The organism is Xanthomonas boreopolis (genome assembly GCF_046529185.1).
Taxonomy (GTDB): domain Bacteria; phylum Pseudomonadota; class Gammaproteobacteria; order Xanthomonadales; family Xanthomonadaceae; genus Pseudomonas_S; species Pseudomonas_S boreopolis.
Genome location: NZ_CP097162.1, coordinates 1288690 through 1308011, shown reverse-complemented (window position 1 = coordinate 1308011; position 19322 = coordinate 1288690). Strand labels below are relative to the sequence as shown.

The following is a 19322-nucleotide window of genomic DNA, read 5'->3' as shown; positions in this document are numbered from 1 at the left end:
GAAATGACCATGGCCATTGCACTGGCGAGTGGTGGCCCTGCCGTTCCTTATACGAGTGCCACCACCGAGTACCGTACGACCGACGTGGACGGGGTACGGTTGTTCTACCGCGAAGCCGGGCCGAAGACCGCACCGGCGATCGTGCTGCTGCACGGTTATCCGTCCTCTTCGCGCATGTGGAGCAGCCTGATTCCATTGCTCGCCGACCGCTACCACGTCGTCGCCCCCGATTACCCGGGCTTCGGCCGGAGCGAAGCGCCTCCCCCGGAGCGTTATCGGTACACCTTCGATCACCTGGCCGAAACCACCTCGCACCTGCTCGAAAAGCTGGGGATCGGGCGCTACACGCTGTTCATGCAGGACTACGGCGGACCGGTCGGGTTCCGCATCGCCCTGGCGGCACCCGAGCGCGTGCAGGCCTTGATCGTCCAGAACGCCAACGCCTACGAGGAAGGGCTGGGCGCCAAGTGGGCGAACATCGCCAAGTACTGGGCCGCTCCGGAAGCGCATCCCGAACAAGTCGATGCCTTCGTCGGTTTCGAAGGCACCAGGCTGCGCCACCTGGGCAACAGCCCGCACCCCGAGCGCTACGACCCCGATACCTGGTCCGACGAATTCGCATTCCTTTCGCGGCCCGGGCAACGCGCGATCCAAGCGGCGCTGCTCTACGACTACCGCACCAACGTCGCCTCCTATCCGCGCTGGCAGGCCTGGCTGCGCGAACGCCAGCCTCCGCTGCTGGTGATGTGGGGGCGCTACGATCCCTCGTTCGTCACGCCGGGCGCCGAGGGCTACAAGCGCGACGTCCCGGGAGCGGAGTTGCACGTCCTCGATGCCGGCCATTTCGCCCTCGACGAAAAGACCGAAGAAGTCGCGCGGCTGACCCGGGACTTCATGGCACGGCTGCAACCCGATCCTTGATCCAGGCGCGGCGTCCGGCAACGTCCTGCCATGCCGTCGCATTGCCGCGCGCATGACGGTTGCAATCGCAACTTAACAAAAATTTGACGAAACTTGCCGGTTCGGGTTACTGGTTGCCACAGCACCGCAGCTGTCGACACGAAACGTGCGACCCGGGGGGGAATGCCGCGGCGCTTCCTCAACCATTCCCGGAGTTCCTGCATGAAGCGCAAGTCGAAGTGCTGCCCTCTCGCCCTCGCCGTCTCCGCCGCCCTCGCGTTCTCCGCCTCCGCCCAGGCCCAGTCCGAGGGCGGCGGTGCCCGCACCCTGGACACCATCATCGTCACCGGCACCCGCGTGGCCGACCGCACGGTCGCCGAGTCGAGCTCGCCGATCGACATCATCTCGCCGCAGACGCTCGAGGCCACCGGCACCACCGAGCTGGCCACCGCGCTGTCGCGCGCGGTGCCCTCGCTGAACTTCCCGCGTCCGGCGATCACCGACGGCACCGATGCGGTGCGCCCCGCGCAGCTGCGCGGCCTGGCGCCCGACCAGGTGCTGGTGCTGGTCAACGGCAAGCGCTACCACACCACCGCGCTGATCAACCTCAACGGCAGCCAGGGCCGCGGCTCCTCGCCGGCCGACATCAACACCATCCCGATCGCCGCGGTCGAGCGCATCGAGGTGCTGCGCGACGGCGCGTCCGCGCAGTACGGCTCCGATGCGATCGCCGGCGTCATCAACGTGGTGCTCAAGGGCAGCGGCGAAGGCGGCAGCATCGCCGGCCGCTACGGCAAGTACAGCGCCGGCGACGGCGAGCAGTACCAGTTATCCGGCGATGCCGGCCTCAGCTTCGCCGGCACCGGCAAGGTCCACTTCGCCGCGCAGGCCGGGCACCAGGACCAGACCGATCGCGCCAAGCCCTACAACGGCGTGGTCGAACAGCGCTACGGCGATCCCGAGATCGACCAGGGCGCGTTCTCCTACAACGGCGAGTACAGCCCGACCGACTACCTGACCTTCTACTCGTTCGGCATGGTCAGCCGCCGCGAGGCGCTGTCCAACGGCTACTTCCGCTGGGCCACCGACCCGCGCAACCGCCCGCAGATCTACCCGGACGGCTTCCTGCCGCAGATCTACAACGTCAGCAAGGACGTGAGCTGGGTCGGCGGGCTGAAGACCAGCACCGCCGGCGGGCTCGCCATCGACCTCAGCTACAACTACGGCCAGAACCACCTCACCTTCGACGTCCGCCACAGCCTCAACAACAGCCTCGGCCTGGACAGCCCGACCGAGTTCTACGCCGGCGCGCTGGAAGTCACCCAGAACGTGCTCAACGCCGATTTCAGCAAGTCGCTGGACTGGGGCCTGGCCTACCCGGTGACGCTGGCGTTCGGCGCGGAGTGGCGCGGCGAGAAGTTCAACGAATCGCCGGGCGAGGTGGCGTCCTACGCCAACGGCGGCATTCCCTCCAGCGCCGGCACGCTGCTGCCGGGCGCGCAGGTGTTCGCCGGTTTCAAGCCGACCGACGCCGGCCACTACGACCGCAACAGCTATTCGCTGTACGCGGACCTGGAGGGCGATCTCACCGAGAAGCTCTCGGCCGGCCTGGCCGGGCGCTACGAGAACTACAGCGACTTCGGCGACACCGCCACCGGCAAGCTGTCGCTGCGCTACGCCTTCACCGGCAAGGTCGCGCTGCGCGCCACCGCGTCCACGGGTTTCCGCGCGCCGTCGCTGCAGCAGCAGTACTTCCAGTCGATCGCCACCAACTTCATCGGCGGCGTGCCGTACGACATCGGCACGTTCCGCACCGACAACCCGGCCGCGGTCGCGCTCGGCGCCGAGCCGCTCAAGGCCGAGGAATCCCGGAACTACGGGCTCGGCCTGGTGCTGCAGCCGGTGGACGGGCTGTACGTGACCATCGACGCCTACCGCATCGACATCGACGACCGCATCGTGCTGTCGGAGAACCTGACTTCCACCGCGGTGCGCAACTACCTGCAGGCCAACGGCTATGCCGGCATCGGCGGCGGCCGCTACTTCACCAATGCGGTGGACACCAAGACCACCGGCGTGGACGCGGTCGGCAGCTACCACTGGCAACTGGACGGCAGCGCGCTCGACCTGACGCTCGGCTACAACTACAACAAGACCGAGGTGACCCGCGTCGCCGACAACCCGGCGCGGCTGGCGGCGATCGACCCGACCGCGGTCCGCATCGGCCAGGCCGAGCTGGTCCGCATCACCGAAGGCGCGCCCCGCAACAAGGCGTTCCTGAGCGGCGTGTGGAACCTGGACGGCTGGTCGTTCACCGCGACCGCCACGCGCTGGGGCGAGTTCACCGTCTACAACTCGCCGACCAGCGCGCCGGTGCAGCAGACCTATTCGGCGAAGTGGACGCTGGACCTGGCCGCGACCTACACGCTCGACAGGTGGAGCTTCACGCTAGGCGGCGACAACGTGACCAACGAGTACCCCGATCGCATGCGGGTCGGCGAAGGCACGCGCACCTACCTGCCGTACAGCGGCTCCTCGCCGTTCGGCTTCAACGGCGCGTTCGCGTACGCCAACGTCAACTACAAGTGGTGACCGCCGCGCCGGCCGCCCCGGGCCCCGACTCGGCGTCGGGGCTCCTGCTCCGATTCGCCCTCATCGGCAGCGATGTTGCGGCAGCGACTTCAGCCCCGACGGGCGGTCCCGGCCCGGCGCCGGGACCGAAGTCCTTCCCGCCACGGCGGAGGACACGGCGGGCCAGCCGCGGCGGAAATCGCGTGGAAGCGGACAGCGCCGTTTCCCCGCGCGGTTTGCCCTGGGACGCATAGATCGGCGACACTCGGGACTCCTGCCCCCGTGTTCCGGGGCGTGTCGTCCGTCCAGACGGGGCCGCCGTTCTGGTGCCGCCCGGATCGGGTAAACGCAAGGCCGTGGCTGCTCCCATGGCTGGACGATGATGCTCCTGCCATGAGGGCTCCCCCCTGGTCTTCGCCATGCCGACGCCTTGCGCCGCGCATGGGCCCGGGCGTCGGTCCCCGGCGCACGCCGGGCCGCGGACGGCCGCCTGGACACCTCACTCCCTGGAATGGAAGACACGCGCTAGATGCATCACGACACCAGCCTCATCGACATCATCGCCGTCGGCCTCGCGGTCGCCTTCGTATTGGGCGCGCTGGCCAACAAACTGCGGTTGTCGCCGCTGGTGGGCTACCTGATCGCCGGCATGGTGGTGGGACCGTTCACGCCCGGCTTCGTCGCCGACCAGGACCTGGCCAACCAGCTCTCGGAGCTGGGCGTGATGCTGCTGATGTTCGGCGTCGGCCTGCACTTCTCGCTGGAAGACCTGCTGGAAGTGAAGTGGATCGCGATCCCCGGCGCGGTCGCGCAGATCGCGGTCGCCACCGCGCTCGGCTGGATCCTCGCCTGGAGCATGGGCTGGCCGGCGCTGCACGGGCTGGTGTTCGGCCTGGCGCTGTCGGTGGCCAGTACCGTGGTGCTGCTGCGCGCGCTCGAGGAACGCCGCCTGCTGGAAACCCAGCGCGGCAGGATCGCGATCGGCTGGCTGATCGTCGAGGACCTGGCGATGGTGCTGACGCTGGTGCTGCTGCCGGCCCTGGCCAGCGCACTGGACAGCGGCAAGGACGGCGGCGCCGGCGCGATCCTGGCGGCGATGGGCTGGACCTTGCTGAAGATGGCCGCGTTCGTCGCGGTGATGCTGATCGTCGGCCGCCGCGCGATCCCCTGGATCCTGGAGAAGATCGCCGCGACCGGTTCGCGCGAGCTGTTCACGCTGTCGGTGCTGGCGATCGCGTTGGGCGTGGCGTTCGGCTCGGCCACGCTGTTCGGCGTGTCGTTCGCGCTCGGCGCGTTCTTCGCCGGCATGCTGCTCAACGAATCCGAACTGAGCCACAAGGCCGCCAACGACTCGCTGCCGCTGCGCGACGCGTTCGCGGTGCTGTTCTTCGTCTCGGTCGGCATGCTGTTCAACCCGCACATCCTGATCGAGCACCCGTGGCAGGTGCTGGCGACGTTCCTGACCATCACCGTCGGCAAGTCGGTGGCCGCGTTCTTCATCGTGCGCGCGTTCGGGCACCCGGCCGGTACCGCGCTGACGATCTCGGTGAGCCTGGCGCAGATCGGCGAGTTCTCCTTCATCCTCGCCGGCCTGGGCGTGGGCCTGGCGATCCTGCCCGAGACCGGCCGCGACCTGATCCTGGCAGGCGCGCTGCTGTCGATCATCGCCAACCCGTTCCTGTTCAACTGGCTGGACCGCTGGCAGGCCAGACATGCGCAGCAGGCGCCCGTGGTGGCCGAACCGGACATCCCGCCCGGCCCGTCGCTGGACCTGCACGACCACGCGATCGTGATCGGCTACGGCCGCGTCGGCAGCGCGCTGGCGCACCTGCTGCGCGACCGCGGCGTGCCGGTGCTGGTGATCGACGACAACCGCGACCATGTCGAGCGCGCGCACAACGAAGGCATTCCCGGCATCCGCGGCAGCGCGGCGGCCGACCTGGTGCTGGCCGAGGCGCACCCGGAACGCGCCAAGATCGCGATCCTCGCCATCCCGCAGCCGCTGGAGGCCGGCGAAGCCCTGGCCAAGCTGCGCGCGATGAACCCCGCGCTGACGCTGCTGGCGCGCGCGCACAGCGATGCCGAGGTGAAGCACCTGCTGGAACACGGCGCCGACGGCGCGGTGCTGGCCGAGCGCGAGCTGGCCTACTCGCTGGCGGAGATGGTGATGTCCACGCCGCCGTACCGGGCCTTGCGGGGCTAGGACGTACCCCCATGCGGCCCAGGCCCAGGAGGCCTGGACGCGATGCCCGGCGGAAGTGGATCCGGCTCGGTATTGCCGCTGCGCGATGCCATCAGCGCAGCGGCACGCAGACATCCGCCCGCAGGATCGCCGCCGGCACCTCCTCCGGATCGTCCAGGAACAGGTAGTGGACCGGCGCGTCGCGCAGCGCGTGGCCGCTACCGGGCAGCCACTCGGCGAGCAGCCGGTCCAGCGCGTCCTCCAGCCGGTCGTAGGGGCCGACGTGGCGCAGCAGCGCGTAACGGCCGCCGCCGAGCGTGCGCGTCGCGAACGGAGACGGCGGGGCCACCGGCGCATCGAAGCCCATCGCGCAATCGAACTCCAGCGCGCGTGCCGGCACATCGCGATGGTCCCCGTGCGGAATGCCGGCCAGGCATTGCAGGCGATCGGCGATGCCCTCCCGCACCGCCCAACCGAACAGGCGCGCGAAACCGCGATCCAGATCGTCGAAGGCACCGCGCTTGCGCAGCGTCACCACCTCGAACGGCGCCAGCACGTCCACCCTCACCTGCAACGGCGTCGCATCGGGCCTGTCCGGCGCCGGCGGGTCGGCCAGCACGCGCTGCTTGGCCTGCAGCAGCCCCGGCGTCGAACGCAGTTCGCTCGGCGACGCGCCGACCGCCGCGCGCAAGGCGCGGGCCAGCGCCTGGGGCGTGCCGTAACCCACGTCCAGGGCGATCCGCGCGACCGGTGCGTCGCCTTCCGCCAGCAGTCGCAGGGCGCGCAGCATCCGCAGCCGCGCCACGGTGTTGCCGACGGTCTCGCCGGTCAGGGCGCGGTAGATGCGATGGAAGTGGAACGGCGACAGGTGCGCGACCGCCGCCAGCGCGTCCAGGTCCGGCAACGGTGCGTTGGCTTGCACGAGGCGCTGCAGGTGCGCGACCGCCCGTTCGATCGCGCGCCGATAGGCATGGCCGGTACGGCTGCGCATGTCCCCTCTCCTCCGTGGCAGGGACGCAGTGTGTCACCGCGCAGGCCGGTGCGCGTTCCCGATCTTGCTCGATCCCTTCAGCCGCGGGTGCGCCGTCCGGGCAGCAAGGCCGCGGCGATGCCGAGCAGCGGCAGGTAGGCCATCGCCTTGTAGACCGCGACGATGCCGAACCGGTCGGCGAACAGGCCCAGCACCGCCGCGCCCAGCCCGCCCATGCCGAAGGCGAAGCCGAAGAACAGGCCGGAGACCATGCCGATCCGGCCCGGCATCAGCTCCTGCGCATAGACCAGGATCGCCGAGAACGCCGAGGACAGCACGAAGCCGATCAACACCGCCAGCAACGTGGTGGTGTGCAGGCCGACGTAGGGCAGCGCCAGCGCGAACGGCGCCACGCCCAGGATCGATACCCAGATCACCGGCTTGCGCCCGATCCGGTCGCCGACCGGGCCGCCGATCAGCGTGCCCAGCGCCGAGGCCAGCAGGAACGCGAACAGGTGCAGCTGCGCCTCCTGCACCGAGATGCCGAAGCGCTGGATCAGGTAGAAGGTGTAGTAGCTGCTGATGCCGGCGATGTAGAAGTACTTGGAAAAGATCAGCACCAGCAGGATCGCGACGATCCAGGCCACCCCTCGCGAGGGCGCCGCCTCGGCGGTGGCGGCCGGCCGCGGCGTGGCCGCGCGCAGGCTCAGGTGCAGCGCATACCAGCGGCCGACGTAGGACAGCAGCGCGATGCCCAGCAGCGCCGCGGCGCCGAACCAGGCCACGCTGTGGCGCCCGTTGGGCACGATCACCGCCGCCGCGATCAGCGGGCCGAGCGCGGTGCCGGCGTTGCCGCCGACCTGGAACACCGACTGCGCCAGCCCGTGGCGGCCGCCGGAAGCCAGCCGCGCGATCCGCGAGGACTCCGGATGGAACACCGCCGAGCCGATGCCGACCATCGCCGCCGCCAGCAGCACTGCGGCGAAGCTGGGCGCGTACGCCAGCAGCAACAGGCCGAACAGGGTCGAGGTCATGCCGACCGGCAGCGAATACGGCGCCGGCCGCCGGTCGGTGCGCAGGCCGATCAATGGCTGGAACAGCGATGCGGTGAGCTGGTAGGTCAGCGTGATCAGGCCGACCTGCGCGAAGCTGAGCTGGAACTGGCCCTTGAGCACCGGATACAGCGCCAGGATCAGCGACTGCATCATGTCGTTGATCAGGTGGGACGAGGTGATCGCGGCCAGCACGCCCACCGCGACCGGGCGGCGTGTGGCGGCAAGGGAAGCGCTCGAGACGGACATGGGGGTGCGATCCTGGCGAACCTGATGGAAGGTGCGGCGCATGGTAGGGTGATCGCCCTCGACCTTCTCGCGAGATATGGTCATCCATCGTCGCAAAAAGGACATTCCACCCGCCCGCCGGACCCGTCCCGAGGACGCCGACGGCGCCCCTGCCGACGTGGTCTGCCGGGCGACCGACTACCCGGCCGACGCGTTCATCGCCGCGCACCACCACCAGCGCCACCAGTTGATCTATGCGATGCAAGGGCTGATGGTGGTGATGGCCGGCAACGGCCGCTGGGTGGTGCCGAGCACGCGCGCATTGTGGATACCCGGCGGCACCGTGCACGCGGTGCGCTGCATCGGCATGGTGCGCATGCGCAGCCTGTACATACGCACCGGCGCGATCGCGGGGATGCCGGCGCAACCCTCGGTGGTCGAGGTCGGGCCGTTGCTCGCCGAGCTGATCCGGCACGCCGCGGCGATCCCCTGGGACCATCCGGCGCAGTCGCGCGACGGCCGCCTGATGCGCCTGATCCTCGACGAACTGCACGCCTTGCCGGAACTGCCGCTGCACCTGCCCGAGCCCGACGACGCCCGCCTGCGCCGCATCTGCGACGCGTTGCAGGCCGATCCGGCCGACGCCTCGACGCTGGACGACTGGGCGGCGCGGCTGCACCTGGACGGCAAGACCGTGCAGCGCCTGTTCCAGCGCGAACTCGGCATGACCTTCGGCCAGTGGCGGCAGCAGGTACGGCTGCTGCGGGGACTGGAGCGGCTCGCCGCGGGCGAGAAGATCATCGACGTGGCGATCGCGCTCGGCTACGACAGCCCCAGCGCGTTCAGCGCGATGTTCCGGCGCCAGTTCGGATTGCCGCCGAGCCGGTTCTTCGGTTGAGCGGCACTCCCGTCGTTGATGTTCCTGTCCATTCCATGCCGGCGCCCCTGTGGGAGCGGCTTCAGTCGCGACAGGCTTTCCCGGTAAGTCCCGCCGCGGCTGAAGCCGCTCCCACAGGGGCACGTCCATGATCGGAAACGCTGCCGGCCTTCCCGATCGAGAACCCTACAACGCCAACGCGACCAGCACTGCGACCTCGACCAGTTCGACCAGCGCGCCGCAGGTATCGCCGGTCATGCCGCCCAGGCGCTTGCGGCAGGCGCGCCACCACAAGGCGAACACCACGCCGGCCGCCAGCACGGCCAGCGCGCCCTGCATGCGCGCGGCCAGCAACGCCGCAAGCAACGTCGCCAGCACTGCGACCGCGCACGGCAGCCGCGCCGCACCCGCCAGCCCCGCGCCCATGCCGCCGGCGCGCACGTAGGGCAACGCCAGGAATGCCGCGACCAGCGCCGCGCGCGCGAGCAGCGGCGCCAGCCACAACCCGCACCACGCCGACGCGGCGAGGCTGGCGAGCGCGGCGGTCTTCAGTAGCAGCACCAGCACCAGCGCGACGACGCCGGCCGGGCCGCTGCGCGGGTCCTTCATGATCGCCAGCGTGCGCTCGCGGTCGCCCAGGCCGCCGACCCAGGCGTCGGCGCTGTCGGCCAGGCCATCCAGGTGCAGGCCGCCGGTCAGCCACGCCCACGCCGCGACCAGCATCGCCGCCATCAGCAACGGCGAGGCATCGCGCAAGCACCACGCCAGCGCCGCCAGCAAGGCGCCGAGCAGCATCCCCACCAGCGGATACCACGGCAGCGAACGCGCCTGCACGCCCGGCGCCTGCCAGACCCGCGCCGGGACCGGGATGCGGGTCAGCAGGCCGAGCGCGGCGAGCAGGCCGTCGATCATGCCGGCGGCCACGCGACCGGATGCAGCGAGGCGTGCGGCACGTGCAGTTCGACCATGCCGCCGAACGCGCGGCCTTCTACGAGGCTGCGGATCAGCTTGATCGCCCCGCCATGGGTCACCACCAGCACGCGCCGGCCCGGATGCTCGGCGACGATGGCGTCGAGCGCGTCGGACAGGCGCTGGCGGAATGCGGCGAAGGGCTCGGCGTTCGGCGGCGGATGGTTCGCCGGATCGGCCCAGTAGCGTCCCAGCGCCTCGCCGTGGTCGCGGTCGATGTCGGCGATCGGCACGCCCTGCCAGTCGCCGAAGTGGTACTCCTGCAGGCGCGCGTCCAGCCGCAGCGGCAGCCCGCGCGCGGCGGCCAACTCTTCGGCGAAGCGCGCGCAGCGCTGCAGGGTCGAGGACACCACCGCGTCCCACTCCCCGTTCGCCGTGGCTTCGCGCAGCTGGCGCCAGCCGAGTTCGCTGAGCGGATCGTCGAGTTGGCCGCGATAGCTGCGCTGGCCGGTGTCGCCGTGGCGGAGCAGCTCGATCGAAGCCGGGAGCGGAAGTTTCACCGCCTTCATGCCTTCGCCTGTCCGGCCCCGGGCTGCCGGGACCCGGCTTCCGACACGCCCGCCTCGTCGAACGTCGCCATCCCGTCATGCAGCGCGCAGGCCAGGCGCAACAGCGGTACCGCGACCGCCGCACCGCTGGCCTCGCCCAGGCGCATGCCGAGGTCCAGCAGCGGCCGGGCCTGCAGCGCTTCGAGCACCGCGGCGTGGCCGCGTTCGGGCGAGCGGTGCGCGAACAGCAGCCAGTCGCGCACGCCGGGGTTGATCCGCACCGCGGCCAGCGCCGCGGTGCTGGCGATGAAGCCGTCCACCAGCGCCGGCAGGCCGGCCTGCGCCGCGGCGAGATAGGCGCCGCTCATCGCCGCGATCTCGAAGCCGCCCAGGCAGCGCAACTTTTCCAGCGGCGTATCGGCGCCGGCATGGCGGGCGAGCGCGCGCGCCACCGCCGCGACCTTGTGCGCGATGCCGATGGCGTCCAGGCCGGTGCCCGCGCCGGTCATGGCCTCCGGCTCCCGCGCCAGCAACGCGCAGGCGAGCGCGGCGGCCGAAGCGGTGTTGGCGATGCCCATTTCGCCGGCGACGAACAGCCCGGCCTGCTCGGCACGCGCCTGCGCCACGCTCTCGGCGCCGGCCGCGAGCGCGGCGGCGAGTTGCGCCTCGGTCATCGCCGGGGCCTCGCAGGCATTGGCGGTGGACGGCGCAATGATCGCGCGGCGCACGCCGGGCACCTCGCCCGGGTCGTTGACCGTGCCCAGGTCGACCACTTCCAGCGTCGCCCCCAGCGTGCGCGCCAGCACCGCGATCGCCGCGCCGCCGGTGGCGAAGTTGCGCACCATCTCGCCGGTCACCGCCTGCGGGAAGGCCGACACGCCCTCGGCGGCGATGCCGTGGTCGCCGGCGTAGACCGCGATCCATACGTTGTCCAGGCGCGGCCGTTCGCGCCCCTGCCAGGCGGCCAGGTCCAGCGCCAGCCGCTCCAGCATGCCCAGCGAGCCGGGCGGCTTGGTCAGCTGGCGCTGGCGCGCGGCGGCGGCCTCGCGGGCTTGCGCGTCCGGCACCGCGCACGGGGCATGGATCCAGTCCAGGTTCACAGCGGGTCTCCTTTCAACACCATGGGAAGGCCGGCGACGACGAACACCACGCGCTCGCAGCGCGCGGCCAGCGCCTGGTGCAGGCGACCGGCCTCGTCGACGAAACGGCGCGTCAGTTCGCCCAGCGGCACGATGCCCTGGCCGACCTCGTTGCTCACCAGCACGATCCGGCCGGGCAGACGCGGCAGCGTGTCGAGCAAGGCCTGGCGCTCGCGCGCGAGGCGCCCGCGGTCTTCGCCCGCGAGCAGGTTGCTCAGCCACAGCGTCAGGCAATCCACCAGCAGGCAGCGGCCGCCGGCGGCATGCGCACGCAAGACGTCGGCCAATGCCAGGGGTTCCTCGATGCAGCGCCAGTGCGCGGGGCGCTGTGCGCGATGGTGCGCGATGCGCGCGGCCATTTCGTCGTCGAGCGCCTGCGCGGTGGCGACGTAGACCACGTCCTCGCCGCTGCCGGCGGCGATGCGTTCGGCCAGCGCGCTCTTGCCGGAACGCGCGCCGCCCAGGATCAGTTCGCGCATGCCAGGTCCTCCGTGCCGGTGAGGCGCGCCAGCGCGCGCGTGTCCAGGTGCCGTTCGACCGCGTCGGCCAGCCGGTCCAGCGTGGCCTCGCGCAACGCGGCGATGTCCAGCGGTTGCGCCTCGCGCAGCCCGGCCCATTCCAGCAACGCGGCCAAGGCCTGCGGCGCGTCGAACAGGCCGTGCAGGTAGCAACCGATCACGTGCCCCTCGTCGGAGACCGCGCCGTCGGCGCCGCCTTCCGCGAAGTGCAGCAACGGCCGCCGCAATGCCGGGCCGTCGCTGGCCCCGCAGTGGATCTCGTAGCCGTGCACGGGCGCCGCGGCTCCGCCCAGGTGCAGCGTGCCGGCCCTGCGCCGCAGCTGTTTCTCCGGTTCCAATGTGGTCTCCAGGTCCAGCCAGCCGAGCCCCTCGCTGCTGCCCGCCTCGCCCTCGATGCCGTGCGGGTCGTGCACGCGCCGGCCCAGCATCTGGAAACCGCCGCAGATGCCGGCCAGCTTGCCGCCATGGCGCAGGTGCCGGGCGATGGCCGCCTCCCAGCCCTGCGCGCGCAACCAGGCCAGGTCGGCGCGGGTCGACTTGCTGCCGGGCAGGACGATCAGGTCGCAGGCGGGCACGGCTTCGCCCGGCCCGACGAAATGCAGCGCCACCTGGGGGTGCGCGGCGAGCGCGTCGAGATCGGTGTGGTTGCTGATCCGCGGCAGCGCCGGCACGGCGACCCGCAGTTGCGCGCTCGGCTTGTCGGGCCGGGCATGCGGCAGCGCGTCTTCCGCTTCCAGCTGCAGGCCGTGCAGGTACGGCAGCACGCCGAGCACCGGCTTGCCGGTCTCGCGCTGCAGCCAGTCCAGGCCGGGCTGCAGCAAGGCGAGATCGCCACGGAAGCGGTTGATGACGAAGCCGGCCACGCGTGCGCGCTCGCTCGGCGACAGCAGCGCCAGCGTGCCGACCAGGTGCGCGAACACGCCGCCGCGGTCGATGTCGGCCACCAGGAGCACCGGGCAGTCCACCGCCTCGGCGAACCCCATGTTGGCGATGTCGCCCTCGCGCAGGTTGATCTCGGCCGGGCTGCCGGCGCCTTCCACCATCACCACCCGGAAGCGCTCGCGCAGGCGCGCATGCGAGGCCAGCACCGCCTCGCGCGCGGTGCGCTTGTAGGCGTGGTAGGCGACCGCATCGAGGTTGCCGATGGCGCGGCCGTGCACGATCACCTGCGCGCCGGTATCGCTGTTGGGCTTGAGCAGCACCGGATTGAAGTCGGTATGCGGCTCCAGCCCGCAGGCCTGCGCCTGCACCGCCTGCGCGCGCCCGATCTCGCCGCCGTCCGCGGTCACCGCCGAGTTCAGCGCCATGTTCTGCGGCTTGAACGGCGCCACCGCCACGCCACGCCGCTGCAGCCAACGGCACAGCGCCGCCACCAGCGTGCTCTTGCCGGCGTCGGAGGTGCAGCCTTGGACCATCAAAGTCGCGGCATTCCTTCCTTCTCCCCCCTGGACAAGGCACCCCGAAGGGGCGGATGAGGGTACGAGCGAAGTCTCGTGCAATTGAGCCACACGAGGGCTTCGCTCCGTACTCTCCCCCCTCTCCCGCGGGGCGGGGGGCATTACTTCGCTCAGCGCCGCATCCAGCCGCGTCAGTTCTTCAGCATCCGCCGGCAAGCCGAAGCGCAGGCTCGCCGGCGCGTCGAACAACCGCACCAGGATGCCGCGCCGGGCCAACGCTTCGTGCACCCCGGCCGCGTCCGCGTGCCGGCACCATTGGAAGAAAGCCGTGCCGGCGCTGGGCTCCAGGCCATGCCGGCGCAGCACCGCCGCCAGGGCCGCACTGGCCTCGTGCAGGCGCGGGATCGCCTGCCGCTGCCAGGTGCGGTCGGCCAATGCCTGGCGCAATGCCCAGCGCGTGGGACCGGCCAGCGTCCAGGGCCCGAGCCGCTCGCGCAACGCCTCCAGCAACGCCGGCGCTGCGCACGCGAAACCGGCGCGCGCGCCCGCCATGCCGAAGAACTTGCCCACCGAACGCAGCACCACCAGTCCCTCGCGATCGGCGTGGGGGCACAGGCTGGCCTCCGGCGTCGCATCCATGAACGCCTCGTCCACCACCAGCCAGCCCCCTCGCACCGCCAGCCGCGCGTGCAGGTCGAGCAATGCGGGAACGTCGAACCGGTCGCCGCCGGGATTGTTGGGATGGATCAGCATGATCGCGTCGAACGCGTCCGCGCGCCGGAGCAGGTCTTCCGCCGGAAGCACGTGCACCGCGTGCCCGGCGCGCCGCCATGCATGCGCGTGCTCGGCATACCCAGGCGCGATCACGCCGGCCCGGCACGGCGCGCGCAGCAGCGGCAAGGCCTGGATCGCGGCCTGCGACCCGGCCACCGGCAACAGCGCCGGGGCGCCGTAGTACGCCCGCGCCGCCTCGACCAGGCCGTCCTCGTCCTCCGGCAGGCGATGCCAGGCGGCCGCCGGCAATGGCGGTACCGGCCAACGGAACGGGCTGACCCCGGTCGAGAGGTCCAGCCAGCGCTCGGCCGGAATGCCGTAGCGTTGCGCCGCACGCAGCAACCGCCCCCCGTGCTCCAGCATCATCCCGCCCCCGCGCCGGCACGGCCGACCGCCGGCTGAGCGGCACCCGCGATTGTGGCGGCGCCGACATATTCGCCGTCACCACGCGGGCGCAGCATGTGGCCACTTTCCCCGGAGCCATCCTCATGCCTGCCCATCGCTTCGTTCCCCTCCTGGTCCTTGCACTGGCCGCCACCCCGTTGCTCGCCACCGCCGCCCCCAAGACCGCCCAGCAGGAGCTGATGGCGAAGTGTTCGGCGCAGAACAAGGGCAAGACCGGCGAGGACTACAAGGCCGCGCAGAAAGCCTGCTTGGGCGGCGGCAAGAGCGCGAGCAACGCCAAGGTCTCGCCGCAGCAGCGCATGAAGGACTGCAATGCCGAGGCCACCGCCAAGCAATTGACCGGCGATGCCCGCAAGACCTTCGTCAGCGGTTGCCTGAAGACCCACTGACATCACCACGGGCTCCCGGCGGCCAGCAACGCCGCCAACGACAGCCACAGCGCCACCCCGCCGCGCACCAGCCACAGGGCGCGGCGGATGCCTTGCGCATCCGGCGTGCGGCCCAGGCCGAGCGCCGGACGCGCCTGCCATTGCCCGTGGTAAGGCGCGGGCCCGCCCAAGGCGACCCGCAATGCGCCCGCGCCGGAGGCCATCACCGGGCCGGCGTTCGGGCTTTTCCAGCTCTTCGCCTGTCGGCGCCAGCAGTCCAGCGCGGTGCGCGTGTGGCCGAGCGCGGCATAGGTCAGCGCGGTCAGCCGCGCCGGGATGAGGTTCAGCACGTCGTCGATGCGCGCCGCCGCCCAGCCGAACCGCAGCCATCGTGGCGTGCGGTAACCCCACATCGCGTCCAGGGTGTTCGCCAACCGGTACAGCACCGCGCCCGGCGCGCCCAGCAGCCCGCCCCAGAACAGCGCGGCGAACACCGCATCGCTGCCGTTCTCCAGTACCGATTCGGTGGCGGCCACGGCGACCTGCTCCGCGTCGAGCGCGGCGGCATCGCGGCTGACGATGCGCCCCACCGCGGCGCGGGCGGCCGGCAGGTCGTGCGTTTCCAATGCCCGCGCCACCGGCAGCGCGTGTTCGCCCAGGCTGCGCAGGCCGAGCGCGGCATACAGCACGATGGCCGAGAACGCCGCGCCCGCCCATGGCGACCATCGCCACAACAGCCATTGCGACAGCGCGGCCAGCGCCACCCACGGCAGCACCGCCAGGCACCAGGCCAGCGCCCCGGCACGGCGGCGGTCGCGATGGCAGCGCGATTCGATCCAGCCCGCCCAGCGCCCGAACAGCACCAGCGGATGCGCGCGGCGCGGCTCCCCCAGCGCCAGGTCCAGCACGACCGCCGCGAGCGCGATCGCCACGGCCATCGCGCTCAGAGCTCGATGCCCTTCTGCGCCTTGATGCCGGCCTTGAACGCATGCTTGACCACGCGCATCTCGGTGACGGTATCGGCGGCTTCCACCAGCGCATCCGGCGCCCCGCGCCCGGTGATCACCACGTGCTGGCGCGGCGGGCGCGCGGCCAGTGCGGCGAGCACGTCGTCCAGCGGCACGTACTCCTTGGCCAGCACGATGTTGAGCTCGTCCAGCAGCACGAAGTCGTAGCCGGGATCGGACAGCATCCGTTTGCACAGCGCCCATGCCGCCATGGCCACCTCGATGTCGCGGCCGCGGTCCTGGGTTTCCCAGGTGAAGCCCTCGCCCATCACGTGGTAGTCGAGCTGCTCCGGGAAGCGTCGGAAGAACGCCTCCTCGCCGGTCGAATAGCTGCCCTTGATGAACTGCACCACGCCGCAGCGCAGGCCGTGCCCGAGCGACCGCGCCAGCATGCCGAAGCCGGAGGAACTCTTGCCCTTGCCGTTGCCGGTGTTGACTACCAGCACGCCGCGGTCGATCGTCGCCCGCGCGATGCGCCGGTCGACCAGTTCCTTCTGCCGTTGCGCGCGCTCGCGGTAGTAGGCGTCGTCGCGCTCGATCCCGCTCATGCCGCCCGCCCGGCCGCGTCCACGCGCCGCGTCGCCGCGACCCTGGCGATCGCGCCGTGCAGCGCCAATCCCGCCGCCACGTAGCATGCCGTGGTGCGCACGAACAGCGGCCCCCACTGCCAGGCGCGCGCCAGGTACTCGGCCATGTGCGGTTCGGCGTAGCGGCCGCCGAGCCAGTAGAAGGCGCCGTTGGACACCAGGAACGACAGCGCCGCCGCGACCACGCCGACCAGCCAGGCCAGCGCCAGCGAACCCACCCGCTCGCTCAGCCGCGCGGCGAAGGCGCGGCCGGCGTACCAGAGCACGCCGTACGCGACCGGCAGCAGCGCATACGCCGCGGTGACGCAGAAATCGCTGACGCCGGCCAGCTCGATCGCCGCCCAGTCCACCGCGAACGCCAGCCCCAGCAGCGCCGCGAACTGCCAGTGCCGGCGCAGGTACAGCCCGCCCAGGAAGAACACCGCCATCGACGCGTCCGGCAGGTGCAGCCAATCGCCCACGTGATTGAAGCGCGTGGCCACCATGGCCACCATCAGCGCGACGAACAGGCCGGTTTCTGCGGGGCGGGACAGGGATTTCATCGGGGCTTTCCTGGAGAAGGGACGGGACTGCCGGGGACGGGCGAACTCGCGGGAGGGACCACGACGCCGCGCCGTCACTGCGCCGGATGGTAGCGCAGGGTCAGTTGGTAGTTGCGGCCGGGCTGCGCGTACCAGGCCGCGGTCTGGTAGTCGCGGTCGAACACGTTGTTCGCGCTCAACGCCAGGTTCCAGTCGCGGCCGACCGCGCAGCCCACGCGCAGGTCGAGCAGGCCGTAGCCGCCCAGCCGCGTGGCATTGGCCAGTTCGTCGTAGCGCTCGCCCGAGGCGTACACGCTGCCGCCCACCGAGAACGCGCCGAAACGCCGGTCGGCATCGATCCTGCCGCTCTGGCGCGCGCGCCGCGGCAGCCAGTTGCCGTGGTTGACGGCGCCGTCGGCCTTGGGGTCCTGCCAGGTCAGGCGGGTCGCCACCGTCCAGCCGGCCAGCGTGGTGTCGTAGCCGGCCTCGACGCCGCGGATGCGCGCCTTGTCGATGTTGTTGGGCTGGCCGAACGGATGCGCCGCGTCCACCAGCGCGGCGTCGTAGGCGATCATGTCGTCGACGCGGGTCTGGTAGGCGTTGAGCGTCCAGGTGCCCCAGTCGTGTTCGCCGCGCAGCCCCAGCTCCACGCTGCGCGAAGTCTCCGGCCCCAGGTTCGGATTGCCGTAGCCCGGGTAGTACAGCTCGTTGTAGGTCGGCGCCTTGAACGCGGTGCCGTAGCTGGCGGTCAGGCGCAGGTGCTCGGCGAAGTTCCAGCCCCACAGCAGGCTGCCGGTGTTCTTGCCGCCGAACTGGCTGTTGTCGTCGCGGCGCACGCTGGCCTGCAGCGACTGCGTGCCGAAGGTCTGCTGCCATTGCGCGAACGCGCCGCGGTTGATGCGCTGGTCCTCGTCGTAGCTTTCGTTGCTGGCGATGCGGTCGCGCTGCCAGTCGAAGCCCAGCGTCAGCAGGCCCGGGCCGGCATCGAGGTCGGCCTGCAGCGAGCCGAGCGCGCGGCGCGTGTCGAACGTGGAGACGTAGCTGCCGTCGTAGTACGCATCGCTCAGGTCCTGGCTGGCGCCGAGGCTGGCGGTGAGCTTCAACGCCTCGCTCGGCGCGTAGCGGACGCGGCCGCCCGCCACCTGCTGGACGCCCTTGGAGAGGTTGCCGCCGTAGATCGTGCCGTCGTATTCGTTGCGGCTCTCGGCGCGCAGGGCCTGCACGTCCGCATCCCACTGGCGGTTGAAGCGCCAGCCGCCCTTCACGCTCAGCGAATCGTTGCGGTAGCCGTCGCGGTCCGGATCGTAGGCGCTGTTGGCGGTATCGAGGTAGGCGTTGATGCCGTCGGTCTCGTCGTGCACCGCATTGACCGAGTACCAGCCGCCGCGCTCGCCGAGGTCGCCCTGGCTGCGCCCGGCCACGCCGGCGCCGTAGCGGCGCGCGTTGTCGCTGCCCGTCGCGACGCTGAAGGTCGGTACGAACGCGCCCTGCGGCTTGCGCGTGAAGATCTGGATGACGCCGCCGATCGCCTCCGAGCCGTACAGGCTGGAGAACGGCCCGCGCACGATCTCCACGCGCTCGACCTGCTCGACCGGGATGTCCTGCAGCGACGCGCCGCCGAGGGTGGCCGACCCGATCCGCACGCCGTCGACCAGCACCAGCACGTGGTCGGATTCGCTGCCGCGCAGGAACAGCGAAGTGGTCTTGCCCGGCCCGCCGTTGTTGACGATCGACACGCCCAGCTCGCCGCGCAGCAGTTCCGGCAGCGAGCGCGCCTGGCGGCGCTCGATCTCGGCGCGATCGATCACGGCGACCGGGGCCAGGGCCTGGTCCTGGGTCTGCGCGGTACGGCTCGCGGTGACCACGACCTGGTCCAGGTCGGTGGCATCGGCCGCGAGCGCCGGAGCGGCGGCCAGGGACAGCGCCAGCGCAAGCGCGGCGCGGCGTGGGGAAACGATCGGGGACAACGACATCGTGGGTGGCTCCTGCAGCCGCGCCTTCCCGCGCGGACATCTGGGTAAAGCCGGCATGCAGGCAGCAGGAGATGGCGCCGGCGTTCGCGCCGGCACCATGGCCACGCCCACCGCGCGCCGGGTCGATCCTGGGGCCGGTCTCCGGGCTCGCGAGCGAAGGCTGCGCCTTCCGTCCCGCGCCTTCCCATGCCGGCGGCACAGTGGCGTTGCATGCGGAACGTGTACTCGCCCACCGTTGCGGGGGCAGCTCCGGAATTGCCGGCATGGACGGCCGACGCACCGGATTCCCGTTTAAACCGCCGGCATCCCGGCAGTCACCTCAGGGCCGCGCATGGTAGCAGGAAGACGGCCAGGCCACCTGGCGCGCATCGCGGAAGCGGCCCGGGCTCTCCACGA

The 19322-nt window shown here is 71.4% G+C and carries 16 protein-coding genes, 1 pseudogene and 1 riboswitch; of the genes and pseudogenes, 5 read left to right on the top strand and 12 right to left on the bottom strand.

The genetic code is table 11. The features are described from left to right. The first annotated feature begins 9 nt into the window (after positions 1-9). The 3 genes from M3M27_RS05815 to ybaL all read left to right on the top strand — a co-directional run bounded on the left by M3M27_RS05815 (position 10) and on the right by ybaL (position 5674). The gene (locus tag M3M27_RS05815) at positions 10-921 is read left to right on the top strand and encodes an alpha/beta fold hydrolase (protein WP_434027449.1); all 912 of its coding nucleotides are present in this window, start codon (positions 10-12) and stop codon (positions 919-921) included. Positions 922-1122: 201 nt separating this feature from the next. Further along, positions 1123-3492: a TonB-dependent receptor plug domain-containing protein gene (locus tag M3M27_RS05810; protein ID WP_434027448.1), complete on the top strand. Its 2370-nt coding sequence runs from the start codon at positions 1123-1125 to the stop codon at positions 3490-3492. A gap of 508 nt (positions 3493-4000) precedes the next feature. Further along, a complete protein-coding gene (ybaL, locus tag M3M27_RS05805; protein ID WP_140719259.1) occupies positions 4001-5674 on the top strand; it encodes a YbaL family putative K(+) efflux transporter in 1674 nt (557 codons plus the stop codon). Positions 5675-5765: 91 nt separating this feature from the next. Here the strand turns inward: ybaL and M3M27_RS05800 are convergent, their stop codons facing one another. Together M3M27_RS05800 and M3M27_RS05795 are read right to left on the bottom strand one after the other, a co-directional pair. After that, on the bottom strand, positions 5766-6644 hold the full coding sequence (locus M3M27_RS05800; RefSeq protein ID WP_434027447.1) for an AraC family transcriptional regulator: 879 nt from the start codon (positions 6642-6644) through the stop codon (positions 5766-5768). 77 nt (positions 6645-6721) lie between these two features. After that, on the bottom strand, positions 6722-7924 hold the full coding sequence (locus tag M3M27_RS05795) for an MFS transporter (RefSeq protein ID WP_434027446.1): 1203 nt from the start codon (positions 7922-7924) through the stop codon (positions 6722-6724). A 76-nt stretch (positions 7925-8000) separates the two neighbouring features. Here M3M27_RS05795 and M3M27_RS05790 point away from each other — a divergent pair, with 76 nt between their 5' ends. Next, positions 8001-8801, top strand: a complete 801-nt coding sequence (locus M3M27_RS05790) for an AraC family transcriptional regulator (protein WP_140719265.1) — start codon at positions 8001-8003, stop codon at positions 8799-8801. A 165-nt stretch (positions 8802-8966) separates the two neighbouring features. Here M3M27_RS05790 and M3M27_RS05785 read toward each other — a convergent pair whose 3' ends face one another. From M3M27_RS05785 to cobD, 6 genes and pseudogenes are all read right to left on the bottom strand, one after another. Further along, positions 8967-9692 carry an adenosylcobinamide-GDP ribazoletransferase gene (locus M3M27_RS05785; protein ID WP_434027963.1) on the bottom strand — a complete coding sequence of 242 codons (726 nt, stop codon included), beginning with the start codon at positions 9690-9692 and terminating at the stop codon, positions 8967-8969. Then, positions 9689-10249: a histidine phosphatase family protein gene (locus M3M27_RS05780; RefSeq protein WP_218569469.1), complete on the bottom strand. Its 561-nt coding sequence runs from the start codon at positions 10247-10249 to the stop codon at positions 9689-9691. The genes M3M27_RS05785 and M3M27_RS05780 overlap by 4 nt, the downstream gene beginning before the upstream one ends. Positions 10250-10254: 5 nt before the next feature. Further along, positions 10255-11337 (bottom strand): nicotinate-nucleotide--dimethylbenzimidazole phosphoribosyltransferase, encoded by a 1083-nt coding sequence (gene cobT, locus M3M27_RS05775; RefSeq protein WP_434027445.1) that lies wholly within the window; start codon positions 11335-11337, stop codon positions 10255-10257. Then, positions 11334-11855 (bottom strand): bifunctional adenosylcobinamide kinase/adenosylcobinamide-phosphate guanylyltransferase, encoded by a 522-nt coding sequence (cobU, locus tag M3M27_RS05770; RefSeq protein WP_434027444.1) that lies wholly within the window; start codon positions 11853-11855, stop codon positions 11334-11336. The genes cobT and cobU overlap by 4 nt, the downstream gene beginning before the upstream one ends. Then, entirely contained in the window at positions 11843-13309 is a 1467-nt protein-coding gene (locus tag M3M27_RS05765) for a cobyric acid synthase (protein WP_434027962.1), read from the bottom strand. The genes cobU and M3M27_RS05765 overlap by 13 nt, the downstream gene beginning before the upstream one ends. Positions 13310-13450: 141 nt before the next feature. Beyond that, positions 13451-14428 (bottom strand): annotated as a pseudogene (gene cobD / locus M3M27_RS05760) (threonine-phosphate decarboxylase CobD); the annotation flags it as partial. Positions 14429-14553: 125 nt separating this feature from the next. On the opposite strand from cobD, the gene M3M27_RS05755 reads away from it, so the two are divergent. Next, a complete protein-coding gene (locus M3M27_RS05755) occupies positions 14554-14859 on the top strand; it encodes a PsiF family protein (RefSeq protein ID WP_434027443.1) in 306 nt (101 codons plus the stop codon). A gap of 2 nt (positions 14860-14861) precedes the next feature. On the opposite strand, the gene cbiB is transcribed toward M3M27_RS05755, so the two are convergent. From cbiB to btuB, 4 genes are all read right to left on the bottom strand, one after another. Next, positions 14862-15776 (bottom strand): adenosylcobinamide-phosphate synthase CbiB, encoded by a 915-nt coding sequence (gene cbiB / locus M3M27_RS05750; protein WP_434027442.1) that lies wholly within the window; start codon positions 15774-15776, stop codon positions 14862-14864. Between the two features lie 5 nt (positions 15777-15781). Continuing rightward, positions 15782-16393, bottom strand: coding sequence for a cob(I)yrinic acid a,c-diamide adenosyltransferase (gene cobO, locus M3M27_RS05745; protein WP_140719279.1), 612 nt, complete (start codon positions 16391-16393; stop codon positions 15782-15784). After that, entirely contained in the window at positions 16390-16974 is a 585-nt protein-coding gene (locus M3M27_RS05740) for a hypothetical protein (protein ID WP_434027441.1), read from the bottom strand. The genes cobO and M3M27_RS05740 overlap by 4 nt, the downstream gene beginning before the upstream one ends. Before the next feature lie 74 nt (positions 16975-17048). Further along, positions 17049-18926, bottom strand: coding sequence for a TonB-dependent vitamin B12 receptor (btuB, locus tag M3M27_RS05735; RefSeq protein WP_434027439.1), 1878 nt, complete (start codon positions 18924-18926; stop codon positions 17049-17051). A gap of 115 nt (positions 18927-19041) precedes the next feature. Beyond that, a riboswitch (cobalamin riboswitch) is annotated at positions 19042-19263 on the bottom strand. Positions 19264-19322: the final 59 nt, after the last annotated feature.

Bases quoted from the DNA above. Each gene is read 5' to 3' on its own strand.
- M3M27_RS05795 (WP_434027446.1), bottom strand. From the start codon at position 7,924: ATGTCCGTCTCGAGCGCTTCCCTTGCCGCCACACGCCGCCCGGTCGCG.
- M3M27_RS05815 (WP_434027449.1), top strand. From the start codon at position 10: ATGGCCATTGCACTGGCGAGTGGTGGCCCTGCCGTTCCTTATACGAGT.
- cbiB (WP_434027442.1), bottom strand. From the start codon at position 15,776: ATGGCCGTGGCGATCGCGCTCGCGGCGGTCGTGCTGGACCTGGCGCTG.
- M3M27_RS05755 (WP_434027443.1), top strand. From the start codon at position 14,554: ATGCCTGCCCATCGCTTCGTTCCCCTCCTGGTCCTTGCACTGGCCGCC.
- cobU (WP_434027444.1), bottom strand. From the start codon at position 11,855: ATGCGCGAACTGATCCTGGGCGGCGCGCGTTCCGGCAAGAGCGCGCTG.
- btuB (WP_434027439.1), bottom strand. From the start codon at position 18,926: ATGTCGTTGTCCCCGATCGTTTCCCCACGCCGCGCCGCGCTTGCGCTG.
- M3M27_RS05765 (WP_434027962.1), bottom strand. From the start codon at position 13,309: ATGGTCCAAGGCTGCACCTCCGACGCCGGCAAGAGCACGCTGGTGGCG.
- cobO (WP_140719279.1), bottom strand. From the start codon at position 16,393: ATGAGCGGGATCGAGCGCGACGACGCCTACTACCGCGAGCGCGCGCAA.
- M3M27_RS05810 (WP_434027448.1), top strand. From the start codon at position 1,123: ATGAAGCGCAAGTCGAAGTGCTGCCCTCTCGCCCTCGCCGTCTCCGCC.
- ybaL (WP_140719259.1), top strand. From the start codon at position 4,001: ATGCATCACGACACCAGCCTCATCGACATCATCGCCGTCGGCCTCGCG.
- M3M27_RS05800 (WP_434027447.1), bottom strand. From the start codon at position 6,644: ATGCGCAGCCGTACCGGCCATGCCTATCGGCGCGCGATCGAACGGGCG.
- M3M27_RS05785 (WP_434027963.1), bottom strand. From the start codon at position 9,692: ATGATCGACGGCCTGCTCGCCGCGCTCGGCCTGCTGACCCGCATCCCG.
- M3M27_RS05790 (WP_140719265.1), top strand. From the start codon at position 8,001: ATGGTCATCCATCGTCGCAAAAAGGACATTCCACCCGCCCGCCGGACC.
- M3M27_RS05740 (WP_434027441.1), bottom strand. From the start codon at position 16,974: ATGAAATCCCTGTCCCGCCCCGCAGAAACCGGCCTGTTCGTCGCGCTG.